The organism is Oceanobacillus sp. J11TS1 (assembly GCF_018333215.1).
In the GTDB taxonomy this organism is placed as follows: domain Bacteria; phylum Bacillota; class Bacilli; order Bacillales; family Amphibacillaceae; genus Oceanobacillus.
Map to the genome: position 1 here is coordinate 387774 of NZ_BORO01000001.1, position 24774 is coordinate 412547.

Genomic DNA, 24774 nt, shown 5'->3' on the forward strand with positions numbered 1-24774 from the left:
AGGCGCAAGATTGCCAAGTTTTCTTTATGCCATTTTTTCTTTTATATAACTTACATACGCTTTTAAAATATTAATGTCACTAACAAAGCTTAAAGTGCGCGAGCCGACAACATCTTCAATCTCATTAAATATTAATTCTCCATCCATCGTGAACATAAAATCGATACCTACAAGCCCGAAATCATAAGCGTCAATGATTTTTTGAACGGTTAATTTTTCCGCTTTATTTAAGGGATACAGCGATGGTGTTCCTCCAAGCGAATAATTCGCACGAAAATCATTTGCGTTCGATCGCAAAACAGCCGCAATGATTTTCTTGCCAACAACAAATACACGTAAATCTTTTCCTGGTTGAATATTTTTAGGAGACTGTAATAGATAGTCTTCCACGCAAGTTTGTTTATAATCCTCCCATTCTTTCAAATTATGAAGCATTGTAACTTGACTTCCTCCTTTGCCACGAGCTGCTTTAGAGATAAAAGGAAAATCTAGCGGTGGCGAGGAAGGTGCTATGTTCCCTGGAAAGAAATAGGTTTCTGGTACGTTTATTCCTAATTGGTGCATAGCGAGATATGCCTGAGCTTTATGATTAAATGTTTCAGAGATAATGGCAGCATTAAATACAGTGATCCCCATTTGCTCAAGCTGTTTACTAAGTATGGGATCCATTGTGCGAACGACTGCAAAATCAGCGTATATTTCTTTTCCGGCATAATAGATAACCTGTTTATTTTTTTGAATACCAATAGAAATATCTTCTAGTATTCGTAAAGTTAAATCAATGGATTGCTTATTTGCTTCATCAATGAACCAATCAATATAACTCTTATTTCTAATTGAATCAGCCTTTGTATATATTAACCAGCCATTCATTGTAAAAGCTCCTTTTTTATATACGTTATCATGTGGTCAGCAGCATTAATGCCTGTACATTCGTATAGATTTCGAATATGCGCATTGGCATTTATTTCACAAATCAACATGGTGTTATCTTGGCCGAATAATAAATCAACCCCGGCAAAATCAGCTCCAATAGCTTGTGTAGCTGCTACTGCCAGTTCTTTTAGTTCATCTTGAAGGGAAAAAGGCAACATCCTACCCCCGTTGGTTACATTCGCTCGGAAATCCTGGCTATTTTGACGTTCAACAGCTGTAATTGCCTTATCACCAACCACTTGAACACGGATATCACGTCCCTTGCTCTCCTCAATATATGCCTGAAATAGAAAAGGGCGTTGTTGCATATGAGAGATGATGGTTGTTAATTCATCTTTATTATTGATTAAATGGACCTGTTCACCAAATGATCCAAAGGCTTCTTTAATAATCAACGGAAATCCTAAATTATCAATTACTTTCTGTATATACAAGGAAGAAAAACTTCCTGCATTATATTTTTTAGGAGCTATTATTGTTTTCGGGATTGGGAGTTGATGTTTTGCAAGTATTTGGTAGGTATATATTTTATCGTCGCTAATCTCAATTGCTTTAGAAGAGTTAAACACACGAACTCCTAGTTGTTCCAATTGTCTTGCCAAGTAGATATCTTTGTCGATAAAAAACGCGAAATCTGGCAATATATTTCCGTTATTTCGTATAGATGACACGTATCCATTTTTCGGGCATAATAAAGTTAATACATCGTCATTCTTTAAACAAATCGTTTTAATATCTTGCTTTGCAGCGGCTTCTTGAACCATAGCTGCATAGTCTAGAAACTTGTCTGTCGCAATACTTCCATTAATGATAATCCAACCATTATAATTCAAAATAGAACATCCTTTCTGCTATAAGGTGGAACTAGATTTAGCGGGCGCTCTTTCCCGTTAAATCGTAGTTGAACCAATCAGGAGATGAAGAGCCCGTTTCCCCCCTTTTTTCCATATGTATTAGAGGGTAATACGGGCAACCATGCCGTGATAATTAGTATACGATGAATAGATGAAGGGGGAAAGAAAGATGTTTCCAAACATAAATGATTTTTTCGACAAGCGTCAACAACTTGGTGTACAGCCAGGGCTGAAACGAATAGAGACATTGCTGGCAGCTTTAGATCATCCGGAAAAAAAGTTTGCATCGATTCATATTGCCGGAACGAATGGGAAAGGATCTACAGGAACTTTTATTCAATCTGCATTAAAAGCGAATCGCAATCGTGTAGGAATGTTTACGTCACCGAGTCTACATGGTTTAACAGGTTTTATTCTAATAAATGGAGAGCCAATTTCGGAGGATGCTTTCGCGGAACTATTTCATGAAATCTATCCCATTATTCAACAGATGGATAATGCAGGGAAAGCGCCAAGTCATTTTGAAATTATAACTGCGTTGGCATTTCTATATTTTTCCAGAAATGTCGATATTGCTATTATCGAAGCTGGGATGGGCGGTAGGGAAGATACAACGAATGTCATCCAACCCATTTTATCGATTATAACCACGATATCCAAAGACCATACAGCTTTTTTAGGGGATACACTGGAGGAAATAGCGGAACATAAAGCTGGGATTATTAAACCTTTTACACCTATCATCACGGGTGTAGAGGGAGAAGGAATCATACCTATTATTAATGAAGCAAATAAGAAGCGGGCTGTTTTATATCGATTTGGAATGGACTTTTCTTTTTCAGATACACAGATTGATGAATTTGAATGGAAAAATTTAGCTTCGCGTTATCGGGTGAGGTTGAAAACGCCGGGTTCACACCAACATCATAATGCCTCTGTAGCTATTCAAGCGTTGAAAGTATTAAAAAATAGATATGGTCATATAGATATGCAGCTTGCTATTGAAGCAATGCAGAAAGTAACAATCCCAGGAAGAATGGAAAAAATTCATGATAATCCATTTATTATGGTAGACGGGGCGCATAATGAAGCGGGAATAAAGGTATTTATTGAGACAGTGAAAGCAATCTATCCCAAGGGAAATGTACATGTTTTGTTTGCGGCTTTTAAAGATAAAGATATCAAAGAAATGCAAAGGTTACTAGGTGATGCTTTCTCAAATTTGTATATAACATCTTTTGATCATCCACGAGCAACAGCATTAACAGATTATCCGTGGAAAGGGAAAGGTATACAGGTTCATAGCTGGCAGACATGGATAGAAGACCAGATAAAAGACGCAACAACTCCGATTTTGGTTACGGGATCCCTTCATTTTATTGATTTAGTGCGCTCTTTTGTAAAGTCATTGTAGAAAGAGAATAGGTAGAAAGTTTATAAAGCTAGAGGATGTTTCAAAGAGTCCCGTAAAATGGCATGGTCAGTTAGCCGATTTGGTTCTATCTATCGAACTTATTGAATACGCACTTATAGAAAAAATTGTAGAACGATTTCAGATAGAAGTGTCAGATTTCGCCTTACTTTTTAAAAGAGATATGCTAGAGTTAAAAAAACGCTAGTATTGGAGGGCGGAATGAATGACAAAACATAAACCTCACATTATAAAAAACACGAAAGGAACATGGACATATAAAGTCAACACATCCTCCAAAGAAGATGCAATAGGCAGGGAATCCGCAGCGACAGTTGAAAAAGAACAGGAAGAACCAAACTATTATACGGAGCTATCAGCTGTCAAAAGTTCAAATAAAGGCCCGTCTATGAAAAAAATAAATAAAGCTTGGAAAGCAGTTTTGTTTAGTATGATAGCCGCCATTCTTGTTGGGTCTATGATAGGGTTCTTTCTTTTTCGGATGTTTGTTCACGTTGATACACCTACAAATGCAGAGACTCCATTGCAAGGGACAACTCCGGCTGTACAAAAGGAAGAAGGGAATAAAGGCTCTGAAACAGTGCTGGGTTCTTTGGATTCATTAGAAATGTATATTCTTCAGGCTGGAATATTTTCGGAACAAGCGAATGCTGATGAAATGATTACAAACCTCAATCGTTTGAATATCCCATCGACATTAATCGAAAAGGACGGGCAACTTTTTTTGATGGCAGGTGTTGGTCCAAATGAAGAAGTTGCAAAATCGCTCGCTGCATCTCTTTCTAGTAATCAGATAGACCTTTATGTAAAGGAATGGCGTACCGAAGCGAAGGAAATCGAGATGAGTGACGCAGAGAGGGATTGGATAATTGATTTTCAAACTTTTTTTAATGAACAACTGCAACAAGTTGATCTACATCAATCGGTTACAGATGAGGAGATTACTGCTTTGGTGGATAAGGCCCCAGAGAAAGCAGATACAATAGATATATTAGTAACTAGTTTAACAGAAATGAAGGGAGAGGCCTCTCCTTATCAATTGTTGAACTGGATGAAGGTATATGACCAATTATAAGGAAGGAATCCCTTACAAAGTAATAATCCCGGAGGTTAGAGCTAACGGAGTCGCCTCCGGGGCGTTGTTATGGGTGGTTTGTAAAAAATGGGGCTCGTTTTAATTCTAATTATATGAAAATCTATTTTTATTTGAAAAATATGTAGATAAAGTTTCAATTTCTTCTTGCAAAAAAATGATTTTACATAAATAATTATCTTTAAAATGAGTAAATACCGAGTTGTAGAAAAAGATTGGTGTAGCTATGATATAAGTAAAAGAAAGGCGGGATACCATGGGGAAACCAATCTTTATTCGAGATTTACCAACCGAAGACAGACCAAGAGAGCGTTTATTAAAAAACGGGGCAGATAAGCTGAGTAATCAAGAAATACTATCTATATTAATTGGTAGTGGCTCCAAAGATGATCCTGTTCAAGTTCTCGCTGATCGTATTCTTATGCATTTTGAAGGCATTAAATTATTAAGAGACGCTACAGTAGAAGAATTAACAGCGATTAGAGGGATAGGAATAGCGAAGAGCCTAATCATACTGGCTGCGATTGAGCTGGGGAAAAGGATTAGCACTTATAAGCCATTGGATGCTTATATAATACGTTCTCCAGAGGACGGGGCTAATTATGTGATGGAAGAGATGCGCAATTTAGCACAAGAGCATTTTGTAGCCCTTTTTTTAAATACAAAAAATCAAATCATTCACCGACAAACCCTCTTTATCGGTTCTTTGAATGCTTCAATTGTACACCCTCGTGAACTTTTTCGGGAGGCAGTCAAACGCTCTGCTGCTTCCGTAATCGTATGCCACAATCATCCTTCAGGAGACCCGACACCATCACAAGAAGATATCCTTGTTACTAAGCGTTTGATTGAATCCGGGAAAATAATTGGTATAGAGGTTCTTGATCATCTTGTTATCGGGAATGAACGTTTTGTATCATTAAAACAAAAAGGATACTTATAAACACTATCTATTTTAGAAAAATTTTCGTATAATTGTATATGGAATTGATTTTCAGCGCCATTTTTTAGGAGAAATATAAAAGTGGCGCTTCTTAAGATTGTAAAAACAGTGTTTAAGTGATAAAAGGAGACTATCAACAAGGTATAATATAAAATGGAAAGCTGAAATATATTTATTGATGCGAGCATGAGAGAGGATGATACTTATGGGAATATTTAATTTTTCACAGGATTTAGGAATTGATTTAGGAACGGCAAATACATTGGTTTATGTAAAAGGCAAGGGAGTTATTGTTCGAGAACCATCCGTTGTAGCAAAAAATTTAGAAACAGGTGCTGTAGAGGCTGTCGGAAGTGATGCCAGAATGATGATTGGACGTACACCCGGAAATATTTCTGTTATTCGCCCAATGAAAGATGGTGTAATTGCAGACTACGATACAACATCTATTATGATGAATTACTATATGAAAAAAGCGATGAAAAATCGCTCTCTCTTTGCCAGGAAACCAAATGTAATGGTTTGTGTTCCATCAGGAATTACTATGGTTGAAGAGCGTGCAGTCATTGATGCAACAAAACAAGCCGGTGCAAAAGAAGCATATCCAATTGCAGAGCCTTTTGCCGCAGCAATTGGAGCAGGATTGCCTGTATGGGAACCGACAGGAAGTATGATTGTCGATATTGGTGGGGGAACGACTGAAATTGCAGTTATTTCACTAGGAGGAATTGTAACAAGTAATTCCATTCGCATCGCAGGAGACGATATGGATGAGGCGATTATTTCTTACATAAGAAAAAAATATAACCTAATGATTGGTGAAAGATCAGCTGAATCGATTAAAATGGATATAGCAGCAGCAAAAGAATATATTGTTGGAGAAGAAATGGATCTCCGCGGGCGCGATTTGTTGACTGGATTGCCAAAAACAATTACAGTTACATCTGAAGAAATTTCTAGAGCATTGGATGATAATATTGACGCAATTGTCAATGCTGTAAAATCAACATTGGAAACTACTCCTCCAGAATTATCAGCTGATATTATGGATCGGGGTATTGTTTTATCTGGTGGTGGAGCACTTTTAAAAAATCTTGATAAAGTAATCAGTGAAGAAACAAAAATCCCAGTATTTGTTACAGATGAACCACTAGAAAGTGTAGCGATCGGTACGGGCAAATCGCTTAATTATATTGATCAGTTTCGTACCGCTCCAAGTGTGTCTTCACGCGCGTTAAATTAATAAGTAGGTGTTAGTATGAATTTTTTTCGGAGTAAGAAGTTATTTGTTATCCTCATTGGATTTATTCTATTAGTTGTACTAATAGGCTATTCCTTAAATAGTCGAGGACATTTAAATTTTGCAGAGAAAGTTGTAAGTGATGCAGTGGGCTGGGTCCAGAATGTTGTTCAAGCTCCAGTTACATTTGTAACGGATGTTACGTCAAATATTAGTGAATTTAAAACCACATATGAAGAAAATCAGGTTTTAAGAGAACAATTGTCCCAACAGAAGAGTCTAGTCTATGACTTGCAAAAAATAGAAGAGGAAAACGAAGAGTTACGTTCTATCATTGATATGACAAACACGGCGCGCGATTATGAACCAATCTATGCAAGTGTTATTGCTCGTTCCCCAGAACAATGGGTGGACCAGGTAACCATTAATCGTGGAACGAATGATGGTGTACAGGAGAATATGGTTGTACGAACGGCGGAAGGAATGATTGGAAAAATCCTTCATACTTCTCGTGGTACGTCAACAGTGCAATTATTGACCGGTTTTGATGAATTTAACCGAGTCTCGGCAACCGTTTTACGTAAAGATAAGAGCGATATTTTCGGAATGATAGAAGGATTTGACGATGAAACGGAGATGCTGCTGTTCCGTATTATTGAAGAATCTGATGAAGATATAAAAGAAGGAGACACAGTGTATTCTTCAGAATTAGGCGGAGAATTTCCAGAAGGCATTACAATCGGTGAAGTAAAAGAAGTGGTTGCAGATCAATATGGTTTAACAAGAATTGCCATGGTTGAACCAGCCGCAGATTTATTTGATATTCGAAATGTGATTGTTGTCAACCGTTCGATGGAACAGCCAGAAGGTGAAGAAGAAGGGGATGACGAGTCTTGACTAGACGTATAATATTCCCTTTAATTCTCTTTATTGTTATGGTTTTAGAAGGGGTAGCTTTAGAGCTTCTCCCCCATCAGTTATTAATGGGGGCATATATGATTGTTCCCCATTGGCTGTTTGTCATCCTGATTTATATTGCTATCTTTTATGATCGTAATGACACATATTATGCTGTTTTATATGCGCTCATTTTTGGTCTGCTCTTTGATGTCGTATATACTGGCGTTCTAGGGGTGTATATGTTCTCTTACGCACTTGTTATTTACATTGTTCGAGGCTTGAAGAAATTGCTGCAGGGAAACTTTTATGTGTTATTACTGCTATCAGCTTTTGGAATAGCCATAGCTGAGCTTAGTATTTATACTATTTTCGTTGTTATTGGACTAGTGGATATGCCGATAGAAACATATCTATTGAATCGATTAATACCTACGGTTTTAATGAATCTTTTATTCTTGATAGTAATCTATCCTTTCATAATAAAACCAATGCGAAAATGGGGTACAGAATTAATGTAACCAAATCGTTTTAAATAAATCGATCAAGTCGTATATTTTTGAAAGAGCGACAGACTCTTCCCAGTCAGCATCATGTTCATAAGTTGACTGTAGAAAAAAGAGGTGAATTTATCGTGCAAGAAACCAAACCGACCATCACGATTAAAGGAACAAGAGATGGTTTAATTATATTCATTGATGAAAACTCTTCCTTTGAAGAAATTATAAAAGATTTGATTAAAAAGCTAGACGCTAGTAGCCCAAATAAAGAAGAGCCTGTTGTTTCTGTTAAAGTAAAACTTGGTAATCGTTATTTATCGGAAGAACAGCGAAGTCAATTAAAAGAAATCATTGAAGAGAAGAATCGTTTTCAAATTGAAGCAATGGAATCGGATGTTATACCGATAAGTGATGCAAAAACTTGGCTGGACCAAAGTCAATTAAAAGTAGTTAATCAGATTGTCAGATCTGGTCAAGTCCTGGAAACAAAAGGTGATTTGCTTTTAATTGGGGATGTGAATCCTGGCGGTAGAGTGAGGGCTAGCGGGAATATCTATATTATGGGGAATTTACTAGGAATTGCGCATGCTGGCACAGAAGGTGATTATGAAGCCTTTATAGCTGCTTCTTATATGAAACCAGCTCAGCTTCGAATTGCAGAGTATATTAGCCGGGCACCTGATTATGAAGCTGATGGAGTATATATGGAATGCGGAATCATCGATCCTGTTCAGAATAAGATTGTCATTGATTCGATAAAAATACTTTCTAAACAGAGAAAGGTGATTAGCGCATTTGAGAGGAGAATGAATAATGGGTGAAGCAATTGTTATTACATCCGGGAAAGGTGGGGTTGGTAAAACAACAACATCTGCAAATATTGGAACGTCTCTAGCTTTGATGGACAAGAAAGTATGTTTAATTGATACGGATATTGGTCTACGCAACTTAGATGTAATTATGGGACTCGAAAATCGAATTATTTATGATATTGTTGATGTTATTCATGGCCGTTGTAAGTTGCAGCAAGCCTTAATTAAAGATAAACGTTTTGATTACCTTTCACTATTACCTGCTGCACAAACGAGTGATAAATCTTCTGTAACAACGGATGGTATGAAAGAAATTGTTACGGAACTAAAACAAGAATACGATTATATCGTTATAGATTGTCCTGCCGGTATAGAGCAAGGTTTTCAAAATGCAATTGCCGGAGCTGACAGAGCGATTGTTGTAACTACACCTGAAAATTCCAGTGTACGTGATGCCGACCGAATTATTGGGCTTCTCGAGAAAACGGATATGGATGAACCGCCTAGATTAGTTATTAACCGAATTCGTAATCATATGATGAAAAACGGGGATATGCTCGACGTGGATGATATTGTTCAACTTTTAGCAATTGATTTAATCGGTATTGTAGCTGATGATGAAGAAATGATCAAAGCTTCTAATAAAGGAGAACCAATTGCGTTAAACCCAAATTTCAAAGCATCTATTAGCTATCGTAATATAGCAAGAAGAATTTTAGGAGAAACAGTTCCGCTTCAATCATTAGAAGATGAAAAAGGTTTTATGCAGAAAGTAAAAGAATTCTTTAAAATATAATAGTTATAATCTTATAAAACATCCGAAAGATCGAAGCTTTTTTCGGGTGTTTTTTGTAGTTTAAAAATAAACAGGGGCGGCCAAAAACCTGCCGCTCCTGCTTAGAAAATACGTCCCATTATCAGTTGCCTGCATAAATAGTATCCCTGCTTTTTTTCGTATTCGGACGTAACCATTTAATAGCCTGTAAAAGCCTCGCCAATTGTTTTGCGATAGGGTTTTTCATTAAAATAAAATGCTAAGCATTCATTATCTTCTACAGAAATGCGTTCTTTGTTAGGATACTCAATATAGATGGTATGCTTTTTCTCACGGTGAAAGCGGGCTAATACCTCTAAGAAGCTATCCTGCGGTGACGCATAAATCGGCTGGATGGCGCTCACAAAATTTCCACCTTCATATCTCTTTAATAGAAATCGCATAAATACATAAAAACGATACTTCCACTCCTGCCAATTTTCATGTATTAAAAAAAGCCAAATTAGAAAGCTGCTTAAAGTAAAAGGGAGGAAGAGAAGCTGTATTAAAATGATCCCTGCACATATTGTTAAAGAAGCAATAATTGTTATATAATATGCTTTCTTAAAAGACAAGACGGAAGTGAGTAGTAAAAAAACCAACTTCCCGCCGTCCAAAGGCCAAATAGGCAGTAAGTTAAATAGGAGAATAATTGCGTTATAATAAAGAATTAGCTCATAATAATAGTCTGGAACCATTCCAAAGGAAGATGCTCCATAAAGTAAACCAAAAATGAGAACTTGTACAGATGGTCCGGCTAATATAACGATTGCTTCCTCACGTATAGGTCGGCTACCATGTTCATCTGTTTTCATAACGCCTCCGAATATCCAAAGGACAATAGCTGAGACTCGCCATTTAAAAGATGCTGCTGCAATATAGTGTCCTAGCTCGTGAAGAAGGACAATGCTAAAAATAATTACGAGTTCTGTAAAAGAACCTGTCAAAAAAGATATCAATATAAATATTAATAGAATGGGGTGGAAATGAATAAGCTGTATTGTATGTTTAAGGCTGTTGATCAACCAGAATCACCTGCTCAGGATCAATATATTGGTTTTCGTGCTCTATCGCAAAAAACACGGATTGATGATTACCTCCTGATTCCAAGGTTCCAAGCACCTGCCCATTCGAAATATATTGATATAGATGAACATCAATAGAATCCAAAAATCCATACTGGGAGGTAGAACCATCTGCATGTTGGATTTTTACCGTTTTATCAGTATTGCGATCATTCCCGGCGAATACGACGATTCCTTCTTGAATAGCAGCAACATTTTCTCCTCCTTCAGCTTCTATATAGATGCCTTGGCCATTTTCATGAAAATGTTCTTCGATAGTCCCGTTGACCGGAAGATAGGCTGTGTCAGAGGTAACCTCTTCAGTAGTAACGGTACTGGGCCTGAAAGATAATGGGTTTCCAAATGCTTCTGAGTACCATGCATTCACTTTTGCAAAAGGAAATTGATTTGTTAAGGAGGTTGTGACCCATTCTTTTGGTTGATCCATAAAAGGCTTATCCACCTCGGTAACAAATGCTGTTCCTAAAAATAGAGAAACAGATAACATTGCTTTGACAGCGATATTAGTGATACGAGAATGGTTTTTAGGAGTTGCTGAATTTGTATGGCCAGTAGAAATGGAAGGATAAAAACCATGAGATTCTTCCATATCGGGTAATACATTACTTTGTAAATAGTCTTCTTTATTCGGCTTTGCTTTATTTAATCCTTTTGCTTTTTGACGCATTTCAATTGATTTACGAATTTTCTTTACGTTTTTATCCATACATCTCACAATCCTTTTTATTCATTGTACAAGTATGTATATGATGAACAAGCTCTTTATATGAACAATGAAAATGGAATTACCACTTTTTATTGTCTGTTGCTCTGTAGCATTAATAACAATCGGATTTGTGAAAAAGGTTGACAAGGGTGTCTATAAAATGATAAGATTTATCTGTTATTCTAAGTAGCGCACCCGTGCTACAACCGCGCAGAACAGGTGTTAAAACTGCCAAGCGCAGTACCTGAATGGCGAGTCTGAGTTTAATGAGGAGGTGCATATAAATGTACGCAATTATTGAAACTGGTGGTAAACAAGTTAAAGTAACTGAAGGACAAGAAATCTATGTAGAGAAGGTTGCTGGTGAAGTTAATGACACAGTAACTTTTGAAAAAGTCCTATTCGTCGGTGGTGACGATGTGAAGGTTGGTGCTCCATATGTTGATGGCGCATCTGTAACAGCTAAGGTTGAAAAACATGGCCGTCAAAAGAAAATCACTGTTACGAAGTTCAAACCTAAAAAGAACTATCATCGTACACAAGGTCATCGTCAGCCATATACGAAGCTTGTTATCGACAAAATTAGCTTATAAGGGCTCTGTGGTTCATAATGATTCAAATAACTGTTTTTCAATCAGATAATCAGGTTACAGCATTTGAGCTTACTGGACATGCAGAGAGCGGTCCTTATGGATATGATCTTGTCTGTGCAGGCGTTTCGGCTGTAACATTTGGTGCTGTGAATGCAATTATGAAGCTATGTGAGACAGACCTTAATATCGATCAGGGAGCCGACGGCGGTTATCTTGCTGTGAAGCTTCCAACGAATATAAACTCGGAAAAACTCGATAAGGTTCAATGGTTAGTTCAGGGAATGATAGTCTCTTTACAAACCATTGAAGAGAGTTATGGCGAGCATGTTCAACTGAAATTTTTATAAGGAGGTGCATTTTCATGTTACGTCTTGATTTACAGTTTTTCTCAGCTAAAAAAGGTGTAGGTAGTTCTAAAAACGGTCGTGATTCAGAATCAAAACGACTTGGTTCTAAACGTGCTGATGGACAGTTTGTAACTGGTGGTTCAATCCTTTATCGTCAACGTGGTACAAAAATTTATCCAGGTGAGAACGTTGGTCGCGGTGGGGATGACACACTTTTCGCTAAAATCGATGGTGTTGTGAAATTTGAACGCTTCGGTAGAAACCGCAAAAAAGTTAGTGTTTATCCTGTAGCCAAAGAAGCTTAATTCTTGGATGTTATTTAGTTGAATAGAGAGGCTAAAAAGCGAAAAAGCGCCTGATTTGCTCTAAAGTTCGGCGCTTAGGGCTGGACATGGCTTTTCACGAATAAGAATTACGTCATGTTCAATTGTATACTTTCTTACTTCAACGATCTAGGCTGTCGAGATAATCTCTCGGCAGCCTTGTTTTATTTTTAACCAAAAATGCATTATCGTATAGAAAGTATACCTTTTTGTGTCTTTTGATTTCTAGGGTTTTCTGCTATACTCAATTTTAATGAGGTGAATTTATGGGCGAAAAGGAAATAATTCGTTTGATACAAAATTATCGTCATGATTTAATGAACCGATTACAAATTGTTTCCGGTTATTTGAGTATGGGAAAAGCAGATAAAGCAAAGGAAAGTTTAGAAAATGTGCTTGCTTTTTATGAGGAAGAACGAAAATTAATGCGGTTAAATGCCGATAAATTTTTGATTTGGATTTTACAGTTTCAAGATGTATACCCATCTTTTACATTAACTTATCGCGTTGATTTAATGGAGTTATCCTCAAATTCCATTGATGATCAAAAACTTCTTTCAACTAGTAAGAGGTTATTAGCTTTTTTATTAGAGGAAACGGAAGATTTGCAAGTATACGAACTCTTCCTCCATATTGAGGAAAAAGCAGGACATTGGGCTCTTCGTATGAACATAAAAGACGCGATTTTTGAAACAATAAAGATTAAAAATATAGAAACACAATGTGATGTTTCTATAACGCAAGAAGAAGATCAAACAAATATTGAATGGATTATAGCAAAATGAGAAAGAGGTGATTAGCAATGTTTGTCGATCAGGTTAGTGTCTATGTAAAAGCTGGAGATGGCGGAAACGGGCTTGTTGCATACCGAAGAGAGAAATACGTTCCTAAAGGTGGACCAGCAGGCGGAGATGGCGGAAACGGAGCAGATATTGTCTTTAAAGTAGACGAAGGTTTAAATACATTGATGGATTTCCGTTATAACCGTCATTTTAAAGGGAAACGTGGCGAAAATGGAATGAGTAAAACGCAGCATGGAAAAAATGCTGCACCGTATATTATTCCTGTTCCGCCAGGCACCACGGTAATAGATGAAGATACTGGCGAAGTGATTGCTGATTTAACAAAGCATGATCAGGAGGCAGTAATTGCAAAGGCTGGACGTGGCGGACGAGGCAACACGCGATTTGCCAGTCCTCGAAACCCGGCGCCGGATATGGCTGAAAATGGGGAGCCAGGTCAGGAGCGTAATATAAAAGTAGAACTAAAGCTTATTGCTGATGTCGGCTTAGTTGGTTTTCCCAGCGTAGGGAAGTCTACATTATTATCAGTAGTTAGTGCGGCTAAACCCAAGGTGGCTGCTTATCATTTTACAACAATTGCTCCCAACCTGGGTGTAGTCGATACTGGAGATCACCGAAGTTTTGTTATGGCTGATTTACCTGGGTTAATTGAGGGGGCTTCTCAAGGAGTTGGACTGGGACACCAGTTCCTGCGTCATGTTGAACGGACAAGGGTTATTGTTCACGTTATTGATATGGCTGGAACAGAAGGACGTGACCCTTATGAAGACTACGTGAAGATTAATGAAGAACTGGGCGCATATGATGAGAAACTTCTAACAAGACCGCAAATCATCGCTGCTAATAAAATGGATATGCCGAATGCAGAAGAGAATTTAAAGAAATTTAAAGAGCGGTTAGATGATGAAACACCAGTATATCGAATTTCTGCGATTACTAAAGATGGTCTGAGAGATTTATTATTTGCAGTGGCGGATAAGCTTGAAGAAATTCCAAAATATGAACCAGAGATAGAAAAGGCAGACGAAACCGTAGTTTATCGTTATCAAAAGGAAGAAGAGCCTTTCCATATAACAAGGGATCCAGATGGTGCTTTTGTGCTCTATGGTCACCGGATTGAAACATTATTTAAAATGACTGATTTCCAGCATGATGAAGCTGTGCAGCGCTTTTCCCGCCAATTAAGGGGAATGGGTGTTGATAAGGCGCTTCGAGAACGCGGGGCACAAGACGGTGATACAGTTCGTTTATTAGATTATGAATTTGATTTTATTGAGTAGTTTTCTGGGCAAATGGGAAAGTATAAAAACTTTCCTATTTGCATAAGTGCAGCGAAGGCATTCAGCCAAAGAATTGGCGAATGTCTTAGTTTTCTAATGTTTAGGGGGAAATGAAGTTGACGAGTATTGGTTATTTAGGTCCTAAAGGAACATTTACAAAATTAGCAGTAGACGCAACATTTAATGGGGAACATAAAGAAGCTTTTAAAACGATTCCAGAATGTATTGATGCAGTAGATCGGGGAGAAATTGATATTGGAGTTGTCCCTTTGGAAAATGCCATTGAGGGTACGGTACAGTTAACCATTGATTATTTAATTCATCAAGTACGTATACCTGTGGTTGGAGAGATTGTTGTGCCGATTCAACAGCACTTACTTGTACGCGGGGATGTTATTCACGACGAATCCGAAATAGAAGAGGTACATTCTCATAGCCATGCGATAGCACAGTGTCATCAGTACCTGCACCAGAATTTAAATAACGCTAAAATAGCATTTACATCTTCAACAGGGAGAGCTGCAGAAATAGTGAGTGGTTCTGATAAACCGATTGCAGCAATTGGAAATCGATCTGCGGCTTCAGAGTATGGGTTGGAGATCTATAAAGAAAATATTCATGATTACCCCAATAACCATACGCGTTTTCTTATTCTTTCTCACCGTCCAGAAAAAGTAAAAATCAAGGGTGAGCCAAAGAGCGAAAAAACAACGCTCTTAATCACTTTACCAAGTGACCAGGCGGGTGCGCTTCATCAAATTCTTTCTGCTTTTGCTTGGCGTAAATTGAACTTATCTAAAATTGAATCAAGACCTACGAAAACGGGATTAGGTAATTATTTCTTTATTATTGATGTGGATCAAGCCTATGACGATGTACTGCTGCCTGGAGTTAAGGCTGAACTTGAGGCGTTGGGATGTCAGGTAACGATTCTAGGATCATATTCCGTTTATGATATATTATAAGAGCTTAATCACTTTGTACATACAATGGTAATAAAAAAAGTGCTGAGACATTGGCTGTCTCAGCACTTTTTTATATTCCTTTTGCATCGTCTTTTTGCTTTTCTCTGTAATTTTCTAATGTTTTTTCGTATTCCTCGGGTGATTTTTCTAAATAGGTTTGCATCCTTTTTTTACTAGGCTTTATCGCTAACCCTAAGAATTTTCTTTCTTCATTAGCAACTTTAAAGAAGGCTACAATTAACAATATAACAACGATGCTAAAAGGCAGTGCAGCTGTTATTGCGGCTGATTGCAGTGCGTCAAGGCCAGTTTCACCGCCTGATAGTAAAAGTATATATGCGATAGCTGACAATGCAACTCCCCAAACAATTTTAATTTTTCTGGCTGGGGATAAAGATCCAAATGAGGTTTGCATCCCTAAAACAAAAGTTGCTGAGTCCGCCGAAGTTATAAAGAAAATGGTTACGAGCAGAATGCCAACAATGGATAAAATGGTACCTAATGGCATTTCATTGAATATCGCGAACAATTGTGTCTCAGGTGCCATATCAAAGATTTGCGGCACATTTTGTGCAACAGATATCCCATTAACGCCAAATACACTAAACCATATAATACCAATAACTGTAGGAACAAGCAGCACAGCCAAAATAAATTCACGAATCGATCGCCCTTTAGAAACGCGTGCGATGAAAATACCTACAAACGGGCTCCAGCTCATCCACCAGCTCCAGTAGTAGAGTGTCCAAGATTCCATCCATTCACTCTTTTGTTCATTTAGCGGTGCAACGTCAAAAGTGTTAATCAGAAAATTTTGCAAGTAGGAGCCTGTTCCACTTGTCATCATATTTAAGATTAACATGGTAGGTCCAACAATTAATATGACAAGAAGTAAAATTCCTGCCAACACCATATTTGCGTTACTTAAATATTGAAGCCCTTTACTTACTCCGATCCAAGCACTGGCTAAGAAGAGTATAGTGACAATAACGATTATAATACCCTGTACAAGTGAATTATTTGGTATGCCGAATAAGTAGTTTAATCCTCCATTAATTTGTAAAGTACCAACACCAAGTGATACTGCAACGCCAATTACTGTTGCGAAAACAGTGAGAACATCTATAACTGTACCGAATGGTCCATCCACATGATCGTGAAATATTGGACGCAATGCCTTCGATAATAGCCCAACTTCCCCTTTTCTAAATTGGGAATATGCGAGCGCAAGTGCAACAACACCGTATATAGCCCAAGCATGAATTCCATAATGTAAAAAAGTGGATCGCATTGCTTCAAGCATTGCAGCATGCGTTTTTGGATCTTCTGTTGGGGGGGAAATATAATGTGATATCGGTTCAGATGCACCATAGAATACTAATCCAATTCCCATGCCGGCACTAAATAACATCGCCAGCCAAGAGGTTGTACGGAATTCTGGCTTATCTTCCGGCTTTCCTAATTTCAAAGTACCAATTGGACTAAAAAGAAGGAATAAGCAAAAGAAAACAATGATGGTGGTAAGGATCATGTAATACCAGCCAAAATATGTGGTAATCCCGGAGGATAGGTTGCCAGAAACTTGTCTAAATTGATCTGGAAACACTGCACCAAGTATTACCAAAATCCCTATTAATATAGAGGCGTAAATGAAAACATGAGATATTTTTCTTTTATTTGATTTACTCATAACGTGCTCCTTTCCGGTATTTAAAAAAACAAATTATTTTTTGGGTAACCAAGGTCAACTAATATTGCTCTATGCCTTCGTGTAAACTCACCGCTAATTAATGTGATTACCCTATTTCTTTGCTATATAAACCATTTATTTTGATGATGGATCTCTATATAAAATTACCAAGTATGATGTAGATGGATAAAGAAAAGATTTCCACCAACAGACGAATTGTACGTTATATTATTTACTTGGTTAGTATGTGCAAAGGAGCGGTTTTATATTTAATGACATTTCAAGCTGCAGGCTTTATGAGAACTTCAGGGACTAAGAAGGAAAATTAAATAACAAGTCATAGACCTTTGTGCAACTTTTATCTATTAGGTGCATATGCTGATATAGAGCATTAGCCCATTTCAATTACGAAAGGGAAGGGAGTTCGTTATTTTGAAGATACACATTGTACAACTTGGAGACACTTTATGGAAATTAGCAAAGAAAAATAATGTTTCTTTTGAGGAATTAAAAAAGATAAATTCACACTTAGCTAATCCAGAAAAACTTATGCCGGGAATGAAAATAAAAATACCTAGCTCCGCAAAACCGGTTCAAAAAGGGAAATCCAAAAAAGAACAGCCGACAGCGGGTTCTAAAAAAGAGATGAAAGTACCAAAAAAAGAAGAAACCAAACCAGCTAAAAAAGAAGAAAAGAAAAAAACCGAGCACCCATTTAAACAAAAATCACCGACACCAATTGCTGTATTAAAGGAAGACGATCACAAAGAAAAGAAAAAAGGGCAATTTGATGGCATGATGCCCAAAATGCCCCAAAAGCCGACAATGCCGCAGATGCCATCAATGCCTATTTTAAAGAAAGAAATGAAAGCTGAAAAGAAGCCAACGACAAAAAAGGAGGCTCCTAAGCAAAAAAAAGAAAAGAAGACACAGGTTGCAGAGAAACCCAAACAGCAACAATCCTTATGTGAATGTGAAACGCAACAGCAACAACTAATGCCTTGTGAACCAGTGCCTTTTTGCCCGCCAATGATGCCAGTATTTTATATGCCGTGCCCACCGATGCCTTATGATCCTTATGCGGTACAGCCAGGAATGCAGCACGGATTTCCAATGATGCCACCTATGGGAGACTGCGGTTGCGGTTGTGGAGGTCCGAATCAATTTCAGCCGATGCACGCACCATTCAACCCGTTTGCGGCCGGATTTAATGAAGGACACTATGAAGGAATGAATCAGCAATATCCTGGAATGATGCCTTACCAGCAACAGCCATCTGTAAATCAAGGGATACCGTCGGCAGGTACCTTTAGACCAGAAAATAATGAAGCAGCTCCGAATCAAAATGCGGACAGCGAATCATATCCGCCATTTCATTCGAATCACCTGCCGACATCTGCACCATTTATGGGTACTACGGAGAATCATCAACAGTTCACAGAAAATCAACATTATTCTCAGTCTAACCAGGCACCATCATCTAATCCATCAAGAAATTCGCTTTATCCAAAGCCGCCTTTCTATCCGAAACGGTCAGAGGATAAACATGATTCGAGTTCATAAATGGAAGAAAAATAAGTGTCTAAAAAATCCTTCCTTATCCATACTAACGTGTGAGGGAGGGTTTTTTATGTTTAAAATAAAATGTACGATTTCCGCCGTAGTGGCTATGTTATTATTGGCAGGTTGTACAAATACAACTACAGAAAATGGTGCAAGCAATGAACAGCCTGTTCAGCCAATTCATTACGAGGAAAGCAGAACAGAAGAACAAACAACACCAGAGAATCGTGTTGAAAATCAGAATAAGCCGCCGTCACTCGAATCCTATAATAAAGAAGAATCGGCAGAATTACAGAAGTTACTACGTGAGCACGTTGAAGTAGAAGATGTCCAAGTTGTTACGTCAGAGGGTCGTATTGTTGTTGCTGTTCAAATGAAAAAAGGAACGAATAATCGTGATTTTGAGGAAGTAAGTGATGAGATAAAAAAGATCCTGCAAACGGATAAAGAGTTATTTATTTATAATAATGTAGCAAAATGGGAGCAAGTAAAAGATTTTAACGCACGAAATGAAGCAAATCAAATAGGGGAAGATACGGAACGTCTGTTTCAAAATTTATTTGAATAAAGAGGAAAAAAAGACGGTTTTCCTTTTCTGATGGGACTTTTTTTGATATAGTAAAAAAAGAGTTTCGAGAGAGGAGTATGTCTAATGGCTGGACATTCCAAATGGAAAAATATACAAAAGAGAAAAAATGCACAAGACGCAAAAAAAGGTAAAATCTTTATGAGGCATGCAAAAGATATATATATTGCTGCTAAAAGTGGCGGCGGTGACTTAGATACGAACGCTGCTTTAAGAACTGCTGTCGAAAAAGCGAAAGCAGATAATATGCCAAACGATAATATAGAGAGAAATATTAAAAAAGCAACTGGCACACTTGATGGCGCAACGTATGAGGAAATTACGTATGAAGGATACGGTCCTGGCGGAGTTGCCGTGATCGTTAATGTGCTGACAGATAATAAAAACCGTACTGCTGCTGAAATTCGACATGCTTTTAAAAAGAATGGCGGAAATTTAGGTGAAAATGGCAGTGTCTCCTTTATGTTTGATCGAAAAGGCTATATCGTAATCGAGAATGAGGATGGGTCTATTGATGAAGATACGATGACTCTAGATGCGTTGGAAGCTGGAGCGGAAGATGTAAATGTGGAAGAAGGAGCATACGAAATCTTTACCAGCCCAGAAGATTTTCAAAATGTTGTCTCTTATTTAGAGGAGCAATCTTACAACTTAGCTGATTCTGAAATAACATTAATTCCTCAAAATTATAATTCTCTATCTCCAGAAGATGAAGCGAAGATGATGAAATTAGTGGACGCACTTGAAGAGAGCGAAGACGTACAGGACGTTCATCATAATCTGGAGTCGAATGAATAAACTTCTATTTTTCTTAAATAGAAGTTTATTCATTGATTTTGTAAAAAATTGTTCAAAAAGTTGAATGCCTCATTTTTACTTGGCTTTTGAACATCTTCTAAAAGCAAAAGGAGCTTAATATGATTGCATATATAAAGGGAATGCTTGTTTCTATTAAAGAGGACGCTGTTATAGTGGACGTACATGGGATTGGGTATGAAATAATTTGTCCCAATCCTTATGTATTTGAACCAAAAATGAACCAGCAAGTGCAAATACATACGTTTCATCATGTCAGAGAGGATGCGCAAATTTTATTTGGTTTCCGAAATACGGATGAGAAATACTTATTCACGAAGCTTATATCTGTATCGGGGATTGGTCCTAAAGGAGCTTTAGCAATTTTAGCAGGAGTAAATATCCAAGGGTTTATTGCAGCAGTAGAGAATGAAGATGAAAAGTTTTTAACAGGCTTCCCAGGCGTTGGGAAGAAAACTGCCCGACAAATCATTTTAGATTTAAAAGGAAAACTGATAAATGACTTCACTTTAGAAAGTACAGCTGAGCCGTCCGAACAAGTAACTGACAAGCAGGATAGAGAAATGATTTCTGAAGCGCTGGATGCTCTAAAATCCTTAGGTTTTACTGCAAGTGAATTGAAGAAAATTACACCACAGTTAAAATCAGATAAAACACTTAAAAATACCGACGAAGTGATTCGCAAAGCATTTAGCCTATTAGCAAAATAGAAAGGAGTGTTATCCTTGGATGAACGTATGATAGATGGGGACTTGCATGAAGAAGATGTATCCATTGAACAGAGTCTGAGACCGCTGCAATTAGAGGATTACATTGGGCAGACGAAGGTAAAGGAAAATTTGCGTATTTTTATTCAAGCAGCAAAAATGCGCGAAGAACCTCTTGATCATGTGTTATTATATGGACCACCAGGACTTGGTAAAACAACCCTGGCTTCTATTATTGCTAATGAGATGGGAGTACAGTTCAGGTCTACTTCTGGCCCTGCTATTGAGAGAGCTGGAGATTTAGCTGCGGTTCTTTCTTCTTTAGAGCCTGGTGATGTGTTATTTATCGATGAAGTGCACCGACTTCCCAGATCCGTAGAAGAGGTTCTGTATCCAGCTATGGAAGACTTTTTTATTGATATTGTAATAGGCACCGGTCCGAGTGCCCGCAGTGTCCGAATTGATCTGCCGCCCTTTACATTGGTCGGAGCAACAACAAGGTCAGGGCTATTAAGTGCACCGTTACGTGACCGGTTTGGCGTTCTTAGCCGATTGGAATATTATGAAGTAGCGGATCTGCGCAGCATTGTTATGCGTACCGCGGATATATTCGATATGACAATTTCGAAGGACGCTGCGATAGAGATTGCTCGCAGATCGAGAGGAACGCCGCGTATCGCTAACCGTTTATTAAAAAGAGTTCGCGATATTTCCCAAGTGAAAGGTGAAACGGAAATTAGCCTTGAAACAACAAGGCAAGCCTTGAAAATGCTGCAAGTTGATGATGTTGGATTGGATCATATTGATCATAAGCTGTTAAAGGGAATTATCGAAGGCTTTAATGGTGGACCAGTCGGCTTAGATACAATTGCAGCAACTATTGGGGAAGAACCGCAAACCATTGAAGAAGTATATGAGCCTTTTCTGTTGCAACTAGGTTTTATACAGCGAACACCTAGAGGGAGAAGAGTTACACCGAAAGCATTCGAACATTTTGGTATACCATTGATAAATGAGGAAGAATAATGGGAAAAGTATTGATTATTGCAGGAATCGTATTGATTGTCATTGGTTTTCTTTGGTCATTTATTGGGCGCCTTCCAGGTGATTTTACATTTCAAAAAGGGAATGTGACGTTTCACTTCCCAATGATGACGTCCATTATCGCCAGTATCGTATTAACGTTAATTTTATTTATTCTTAGCAGGTTTCGCTAAGTTTCTTAGAAGTCATAGAAGAAAGGAAGGGGATATACATGAATATAGAAGATTTTGATTTTGACTTGCCTGAGGAATTAATTGCACAGACACCGCTAAAAGACCGCGCAGCTTCCAGGCTTTGTGTACTTGACAAACAAACAGGTCAAATACATCATCGCCATTTTTCTGATATAATAGAGTATCTACATGCTGGAGATTGTCTTGTTTTAAATGACACAAAAGTGTTGCCAGCTCGTTTGTATGGCGTGAAAGAAGATACAGGTGCGAAAATAGAGGTGCTTCTTCTCCACCAAGAAGAGGGCGATGAATGGGAAGTTTTAGTAAAGCCCGCAAAAAAAGTAAAAGTAGGAACAGTCATTGACTTTGGTCATGGACTGTTAAAGGCGGTTTGTACAGATACAAAAGAGCATGGCGGGCGTATAATGAAGTTTTCGTATGATGGTATTTTTTACGAAATCCTAGATGAACTTGGTGAAATGCCACTCCCACCATATATTAAGGAACAGCTTTCTGAAAATGATCGCTACCAAACTGTTTACGCAAAGGAAAAAGGATCTGCCGCTGCCCCAACTGCCGGTCTTCACTTTACGGATGAATTATTAAAACAAATTGAAGCAAAAGGGGTCCATATTATTTTTATTACCCTTCACGTTGGCTTAGGAACTTTTCGTCCAGTGAGTGTAGATTCTGTTGAAGAACATACCATGCATAGCGAATTTTATCGCATGTCAAGGGAAGCAAGCGAGGAGTTAAATAAAGCAAAAGCAGAGGGAAGAAGAATTATTTCGGTTGGAACAACATCAACACGTACATTAGAGACCATTGCTCGTGATAATAATGGAACCTTTGCTGAAACCAGCGGCTGGACAGATATCTTTATTTATCCACCTTATCAATACAAAGCTATTGATGGATTAATCACGAATTTTCATCTTCCTAAATCCACGCTTATCATGCTTGTAAGCGCACTGGCCGGAAAAGATGAGGTACTTCATGCATATCGTGAGGCTGTAAAAGAACGTTATCGCTTCTTTAGCTTTGGCGATGCGATGCTTATTATCTAGCAAGCTGACGTATAAATAATATACGATATGTTTAGACTGAAAAAAAGGAAGATGAATGATGATACCTATTACGTATGAATTATTAAAAACAGATAAACAGACAGGCGCAAGACTCGGCCGTGTGCATACACCGCATGGGTCCTTTGATACACCAACTTTTATGCCTGTTGGTACATTGGCAACTGTTAAAACGATGAGTCCAGAAGATTTAAAATCAATGCAAGCAAATATTATTTTATCGAACACATATCATTTATGGCTGCGTCCTGGAGAAGATATTGTGGAAGAAGCTGGCGGACTGCATAAATTTATGAATTGGGACAAAGCCATCTTAACGGATTCAGGTGGCTTTCAAGTTTTCAGTTTAAGTGATATGCGTCAAATAGAAGAAGAAGGCGTTCATTTCCGCAATCATTTAAATGGAGAGAAGCTGTTTCTTTCCCCGGAAAAAGCAATGCATATTCAAAATGCCCTAGGATCAGATATTATGATGGCATTTGATGAGTGTCCACCTTATCCAGCTACGTATGATTATATGAAATCATCCGTAGAACGTACTTCCAGGTGGGCAGAACGCTGTTTGGAAGCACATAAGCGCCCAGAGACCCAAGGCCTTTTCGGTATTGTTCAAGGTGGAGAATATGAGGAGTTAAGAAAGCAGAGTGCACGTGATCTGGTATCTTTAGACTTACCTGGCTATGCAATCGGGGGATTATCCGTTGGAGAGCCAAAGGATGTTATGAACCATGTCCTCGAATTCACCACTCCGTTATTGCCTGCGAATAAACCGAGATATTTAATGGGAGTAGGGTCTCCAGACGCTTTAATTGATGGTGCTATTCGCGGTGTAGATATGTTTGACTGTGTATTGCCGACCCGCATCGCAAGAAATGGGACATGCATGACTTCGAGCGGAAGATTAGTGGTTCGAAACGCAAAATACGCTCGCGATTTTTCACCTATTGATAAAAATTGTGATTGTCATGTTTGCAAAAATTATACACGAGCCTACATTCGACATTTAATAAAATGTAACGAAACGTTCGGATTCAGACTTACGACTTATCATAACCTATATTTTCTGTTAAAATTAATGGAGCAAGTCCGAACTGCTATAAAAGAAGATCGACTTGGTGATTTCAAAGAGTCATTCTTTGAACAATATGGATTGAACCAACAAAATCCAAAGAACTTTTAGGAAGGAGCTGAAATATATGGAAATGATTACACCAATTCTATGGATTGTACTTATGTTTGCTATTTTTTACTTCTTACTTATTCGTCCGCAGCAAAAGCGTCAGAAACAAGTAAGAGAAATGCAAGATAGCCTTCAAAAAGGGAATGAAATTGTTACAATCGGTGGATTACATGGGAAAATCCATGCAATTGACGAAGGTACAGTTGTATTGATTAACGACGAAGGCACAAAATTAACTTTCGATCGTGCTGCTATCCGTGAAGTAAAACAAAATGCATAATGAAGAACAAAAGCTAATGGCATACGT

At 38.0% G+C, this 24774-nt stretch carries 28 protein-coding genes and 1 other annotated feature; of the genes, 23 read left to right on the forward strand and 5 right to left on the reverse strand.

Going from position 1 to position 24774, the window contains the following annotated elements; genetic code table 11:
* Window positions 1–24: 24 nt before the first annotated feature.
* Together KI343_RS01795 and KI343_RS01800 are read right to left on the reverse strand one after the other, a co-directional pair.
* Entirely contained in the window at window positions 25–873 is an 849-nt protein-coding gene (locus KI343_RS01795; RefSeq protein ID WP_212924712.1) for an ATP-grasp domain-containing protein, read from the reverse strand.
* Window positions 870–1769 carry a RimK family alpha-L-glutamate ligase gene (locus KI343_RS01800; RefSeq protein ID WP_212924713.1) on the reverse strand — a complete coding sequence of 300 codons (900 nt, stop codon included), beginning with the start codon at window positions 1767–1769 and terminating at the stop codon, window positions 870–872. The genes KI343_RS01795 and KI343_RS01800 overlap by 4 nt, the downstream gene beginning before the upstream one ends.
* A 190-nt stretch (window positions 1770–1959) precedes the next feature.
* On the opposite strand from KI343_RS01800, the gene KI343_RS01805 reads away from it, so the two are divergent.
* The 8 genes from KI343_RS01805 (at window position 1960) to minD (ending at window position 9503) form a co-directional block, all read left to right on the forward strand.
* Entirely contained in the window at window positions 1960–3204 is a 1245-nt protein-coding gene (locus KI343_RS01805) for a bifunctional folylpolyglutamate synthase/dihydrofolate synthase (RefSeq protein ID WP_212924714.1), read from the forward strand.
* A gap of 223 nt (window positions 3205–3427) precedes the next feature.
* A complete protein-coding gene (locus tag KI343_RS01810) occupies window positions 3428–4297 on the forward strand; it encodes an SPOR domain-containing protein (RefSeq protein ID WP_212924715.1) in 870 nt (289 codons plus the stop codon).
* Window positions 4298–4571: 274 nt separating this feature from the next.
* Complete coding sequence (radC, locus tag KI343_RS01815) at window positions 4572–5258, forward strand: RadC family protein (protein ID WP_212924716.1); 687 nt, start codon at window positions 4572–4574, stop codon at window positions 5256–5258.
* Window positions 5259–5463: 205 nt separating this feature from the next.
* The gene (locus tag KI343_RS01820) at window positions 5464–6501 is read left to right on the forward strand and encodes a rod shape-determining protein (protein WP_212924717.1); all 1038 of its coding nucleotides are present in this window, start codon (window positions 5464–5466) and stop codon (window positions 6499–6501) included.
* 15 nt (window positions 6502–6516) lie between these two features.
* Window positions 6517–7395: a rod shape-determining protein MreC gene (gene mreC / locus KI343_RS01825; RefSeq protein WP_212924718.1), complete on the forward strand. Its 879-nt coding sequence runs from the start codon at window positions 6517–6519 to the stop codon at window positions 7393–7395.
* A complete protein-coding gene (mreD, locus tag KI343_RS01830; protein WP_212924719.1) occupies window positions 7392–7916 on the forward strand; it encodes a rod shape-determining protein MreD in 525 nt (174 codons plus the stop codon). Before mreC ends, mreD begins: the two co-directional genes overlap by 4 nt.
* A 113-nt stretch (window positions 7917–8029) precedes the next feature.
* The gene (minC, locus tag KI343_RS01835; RefSeq protein WP_212924720.1) at window positions 8030–8716 is read left to right on the forward strand and encodes a septum site-determining protein MinC; all 687 of its coding nucleotides are present in this window, start codon (window positions 8030–8032) and stop codon (window positions 8714–8716) included.
* Window positions 8709–9503, forward strand: coding sequence for a septum site-determining protein MinD (gene minD, locus KI343_RS01840; RefSeq protein WP_212924721.1), 795 nt, complete (start codon window positions 8709–8711; stop codon window positions 9501–9503). Before minC ends, minD begins: the two co-directional genes overlap by 8 nt.
* A gap of 176 nt (window positions 9504–9679) precedes the next feature.
* On the opposite strand, the gene KI343_RS01845 is transcribed toward minD, so the two are convergent.
* Together KI343_RS01845 and KI343_RS01850 are read right to left on the reverse strand one after the other, a co-directional pair.
* Window positions 9680–10546 (reverse strand): M50 family metallopeptidase, encoded by an 867-nt coding sequence (locus tag KI343_RS01845; RefSeq protein WP_306432531.1) that lies wholly within the window; start codon window positions 10544–10546, stop codon window positions 9680–9682.
* Window positions 10530–11312 carry a M23 family metallopeptidase gene (locus KI343_RS01850; protein WP_212924722.1) on the reverse strand — a complete coding sequence of 261 codons (783 nt, stop codon included), beginning with the start codon at window positions 11310–11312 and terminating at the stop codon, window positions 10530–10532. The genes KI343_RS01845 and KI343_RS01850 overlap by 17 nt, the downstream gene beginning before the upstream one ends.
* 194 nt (window positions 11313–11506) lie before the next feature.
* Window positions 11507–11581, forward strand: a sequence feature (ribosomal protein L21 leader region).
* 15 nt (window positions 11582–11596) lie between these two features.
* On the opposite strand from KI343_RS01850, the gene rplU reads away from it, so the two are divergent.
* From rplU to pheA, 6 genes are all read left to right on the forward strand, one after another.
* Window positions 11597–11905 carry a 50S ribosomal protein L21 gene (gene rplU, locus KI343_RS01855; protein ID WP_212924723.1) on the forward strand — a complete coding sequence of 103 codons (309 nt, stop codon included), beginning with the start codon at window positions 11597–11599 and terminating at the stop codon, window positions 11903–11905.
* Between the two features lie 17 nt (window positions 11906–11922).
* The gene (locus KI343_RS01860) at window positions 11923–12252 is read left to right on the forward strand and encodes a ribosomal-processing cysteine protease Prp (protein ID WP_212924724.1); all 330 of its coding nucleotides are present in this window, start codon (window positions 11923–11925) and stop codon (window positions 12250–12252) included.
* Between the two features lie 14 nt (window positions 12253–12266).
* A complete protein-coding gene (rpmA, locus tag KI343_RS01865) occupies window positions 12267–12557 on the forward strand; it encodes a 50S ribosomal protein L27 (protein ID WP_212924725.1) in 291 nt (96 codons plus the stop codon).
* A 284-nt stretch (window positions 12558–12841) separates the two neighbouring features.
* Window positions 12842–13360, forward strand: coding sequence for a Spo0B domain-containing protein (locus KI343_RS01870; RefSeq protein ID WP_212924726.1), 519 nt, complete (start codon window positions 12842–12844; stop codon window positions 13358–13360).
* A 17-nt stretch (window positions 13361–13377) separates the two neighbouring features.
* Window positions 13378–14658, forward strand: coding sequence for a GTPase ObgE (gene obgE / locus KI343_RS01875; protein WP_212924727.1), 1281 nt, complete (start codon window positions 13378–13380; stop codon window positions 14656–14658).
* Between the two features lie 110 nt (window positions 14659–14768).
* Window positions 14769–15623, forward strand: coding sequence for a prephenate dehydratase (gene pheA, locus KI343_RS01880; protein WP_212924728.1), 855 nt, complete (start codon window positions 14769–14771; stop codon window positions 15621–15623).
* Window positions 15624–15693: 70 nt separating this feature from the next.
* Here the strand turns inward: pheA and KI343_RS01885 are convergent, their stop codons facing one another.
* A complete protein-coding gene (locus KI343_RS01885) occupies window positions 15694–17313 on the reverse strand; it encodes a BCCT family transporter (protein ID WP_212924729.1) in 1620 nt (539 codons plus the stop codon).
* A gap of 432 nt (window positions 17314–17745) precedes the next feature.
* Here KI343_RS01885 and safA point away from each other — a divergent pair, with 432 nt between their 5' ends.
* The 9 genes from safA (at window position 17746) to yajC (ending at window position 24747) form a co-directional block, all read left to right on the forward strand.
* The gene (safA, locus tag KI343_RS01890; protein ID WP_212924730.1) at window positions 17746–18876 is read left to right on the forward strand and encodes a SafA/ExsA family spore coat assembly protein; all 1131 of its coding nucleotides are present in this window, start codon (window positions 17746–17748) and stop codon (window positions 18874–18876) included.
* A 67-nt stretch (window positions 18877–18943) separates the two neighbouring features.
* A complete protein-coding gene (locus KI343_RS01895) occupies window positions 18944–19444 on the forward strand; it encodes a YhcN/YlaJ family sporulation lipoprotein (RefSeq protein WP_212924731.1) in 501 nt (166 codons plus the stop codon).
* 84 nt (window positions 19445–19528) lie between these two features.
* Window positions 19529–20260, forward strand: coding sequence for a YebC/PmpR family DNA-binding transcriptional regulator (locus tag KI343_RS01900; RefSeq protein WP_212924732.1), 732 nt, complete (start codon window positions 19529–19531; stop codon window positions 20258–20260).
* Between the two features lie 119 nt (window positions 20261–20379).
* The gene (gene ruvA / locus KI343_RS01905) at window positions 20380–20988 is read left to right on the forward strand and encodes a Holliday junction branch migration protein RuvA (RefSeq protein ID WP_212924733.1); all 609 of its coding nucleotides are present in this window, start codon (window positions 20380–20382) and stop codon (window positions 20986–20988) included.
* A 15-nt stretch (window positions 20989–21003) separates the two neighbouring features.
* Entirely contained in the window at window positions 21004–22011 is a 1008-nt protein-coding gene (ruvB, locus tag KI343_RS01910; protein WP_212924734.1) for a Holliday junction branch migration DNA helicase RuvB, read from the forward strand.
* Window positions 22011–22202 carry a DUF2905 domain-containing protein gene (locus KI343_RS01915; protein WP_212924735.1) on the forward strand — a complete coding sequence of 64 codons (192 nt, stop codon included), beginning with the start codon at window positions 22011–22013 and terminating at the stop codon, window positions 22200–22202. The genes ruvB and KI343_RS01915 overlap by 1 nt, the downstream gene beginning before the upstream one ends.
* 38 nt (window positions 22203–22240) lie before the next feature.
* Entirely contained in the window at window positions 22241–23269 is a 1029-nt protein-coding gene (queA, locus tag KI343_RS01920; protein ID WP_212924736.1) for a tRNA preQ1(34) S-adenosylmethionine ribosyltransferase-isomerase QueA, read from the forward strand.
* Window positions 23270–23327: 58 nt separating this feature from the next.
* The gene (tgt, locus tag KI343_RS01925) at window positions 23328–24467 is read left to right on the forward strand and encodes a tRNA guanosine(34) transglycosylase Tgt (protein WP_212924737.1); all 1140 of its coding nucleotides are present in this window, start codon (window positions 23328–23330) and stop codon (window positions 24465–24467) included.
* Between the two features lie 16 nt (window positions 24468–24483).
* A complete protein-coding gene (yajC, locus tag KI343_RS01930; protein WP_212924738.1) occupies window positions 24484–24747 on the forward strand; it encodes a preprotein translocase subunit YajC in 264 nt (87 codons plus the stop codon).
* The last annotated feature ends 27 nt before the right edge of the window (window positions 24748–24774 follow it).

What these genes read in the sequence shown, in the direction of transcription:
- KI343_RS01860 (WP_212924724.1), top strand. Translation starts at nt 11,923, where the DNA reads ATGATTCAAATAACTGTTTTTCAATCAGATAATCAGGTTACAGCATTT.
- KI343_RS01810 (WP_212924715.1), top strand. Translation starts at nt 3,428, where the DNA reads ATGACAAAACATAAACCTCACATTATAAAAAACACGAAAGGAACATGG.
- KI343_RS01900 (WP_212924732.1), top strand. Translation starts at nt 19,529, where the DNA reads ATGGCTGGACATTCCAAATGGAAAAATATACAAAAGAGAAAAAATGCA.
- KI343_RS01805 (WP_212924714.1), top strand. Translation starts at nt 1,960, where the DNA reads ATGTTTCCAAACATAAATGATTTTTTCGACAAGCGTCAACAACTTGGT.
- KI343_RS01795 (WP_212924712.1), bottom strand. Translation starts at nt 873, where the DNA reads ATGAATGGCTGGTTAATATATACAAAGGCTGATTCAATTAGAAATAAG.
- radC (WP_212924716.1), top strand. Translation starts at nt 4,572, where the DNA reads ATGGGGAAACCAATCTTTATTCGAGATTTACCAACCGAAGACAGACCA.
- rplU (WP_212924723.1), top strand. Translation starts at nt 11,597, where the DNA reads ATGTACGCAATTATTGAAACTGGTGGTAAACAAGTTAAAGTAACTGAA.
- KI343_RS01895 (WP_212924731.1), top strand. Translation starts at nt 18,944, where the DNA reads ATGTTTAAAATAAAATGTACGATTTCCGCCGTAGTGGCTATGTTATTA.
- KI343_RS01850 (WP_212924722.1), bottom strand. Translation starts at nt 11,312, where the DNA reads ATGGATAAAAACGTAAAGAAAATTCGTAAATCAATTGAAATGCGTCAA.
- yajC (WP_212924738.1), top strand. Translation starts at nt 24,484, where the DNA reads ATGGAAATGATTACACCAATTCTATGGATTGTACTTATGTTTGCTATT.
- obgE (WP_212924727.1), top strand. Translation starts at nt 13,378, where the DNA reads ATGTTTGTCGATCAGGTTAGTGTCTATGTAAAAGCTGGAGATGGCGGA.
- KI343_RS01870 (WP_212924726.1), top strand. Translation starts at nt 12,842, where the DNA reads ATGGGCGAAAAGGAAATAATTCGTTTGATACAAAATTATCGTCATGAT.
- mreC (WP_212924718.1), top strand. Translation starts at nt 6,517, where the DNA reads ATGAATTTTTTTCGGAGTAAGAAGTTATTTGTTATCCTCATTGGATTT.
- rpmA (WP_212924725.1), top strand. Translation starts at nt 12,267, where the DNA reads ATGTTACGTCTTGATTTACAGTTTTTCTCAGCTAAAAAAGGTGTAGGT.
- KI343_RS01820 (WP_212924717.1), top strand. Translation starts at nt 5,464, where the DNA reads ATGGGAATATTTAATTTTTCACAGGATTTAGGAATTGATTTAGGAACG.
- tgt (WP_212924737.1), top strand. Translation starts at nt 23,328, where the DNA reads ATGATACCTATTACGTATGAATTATTAAAAACAGATAAACAGACAGGC.
- minD (WP_212924721.1), top strand. Translation starts at nt 8,709, where the DNA reads ATGGGTGAAGCAATTGTTATTACATCCGGGAAAGGTGGGGTTGGTAAA.
- KI343_RS01885 (WP_212924729.1), bottom strand. Translation starts at nt 17,313, where the DNA reads ATGAGTAAATCAAATAAAAGAAAAATATCTCATGTTTTCATTTACGCC.
- ruvA (WP_212924733.1), top strand. Translation starts at nt 20,380, where the DNA reads ATGATTGCATATATAAAGGGAATGCTTGTTTCTATTAAAGAGGACGCT.
- KI343_RS01915 (WP_212924735.1), top strand. Translation starts at nt 22,011, where the DNA reads ATGGGAAAAGTATTGATTATTGCAGGAATCGTATTGATTGTCATTGGT.
- pheA (WP_212924728.1), top strand. Translation starts at nt 14,769, where the DNA reads ATGAAGTTGACGAGTATTGGTTATTTAGGTCCTAAAGGAACATTTACA.
- queA (WP_212924736.1), top strand. Translation starts at nt 22,241, where the DNA reads ATGAATATAGAAGATTTTGATTTTGACTTGCCTGAGGAATTAATTGCA.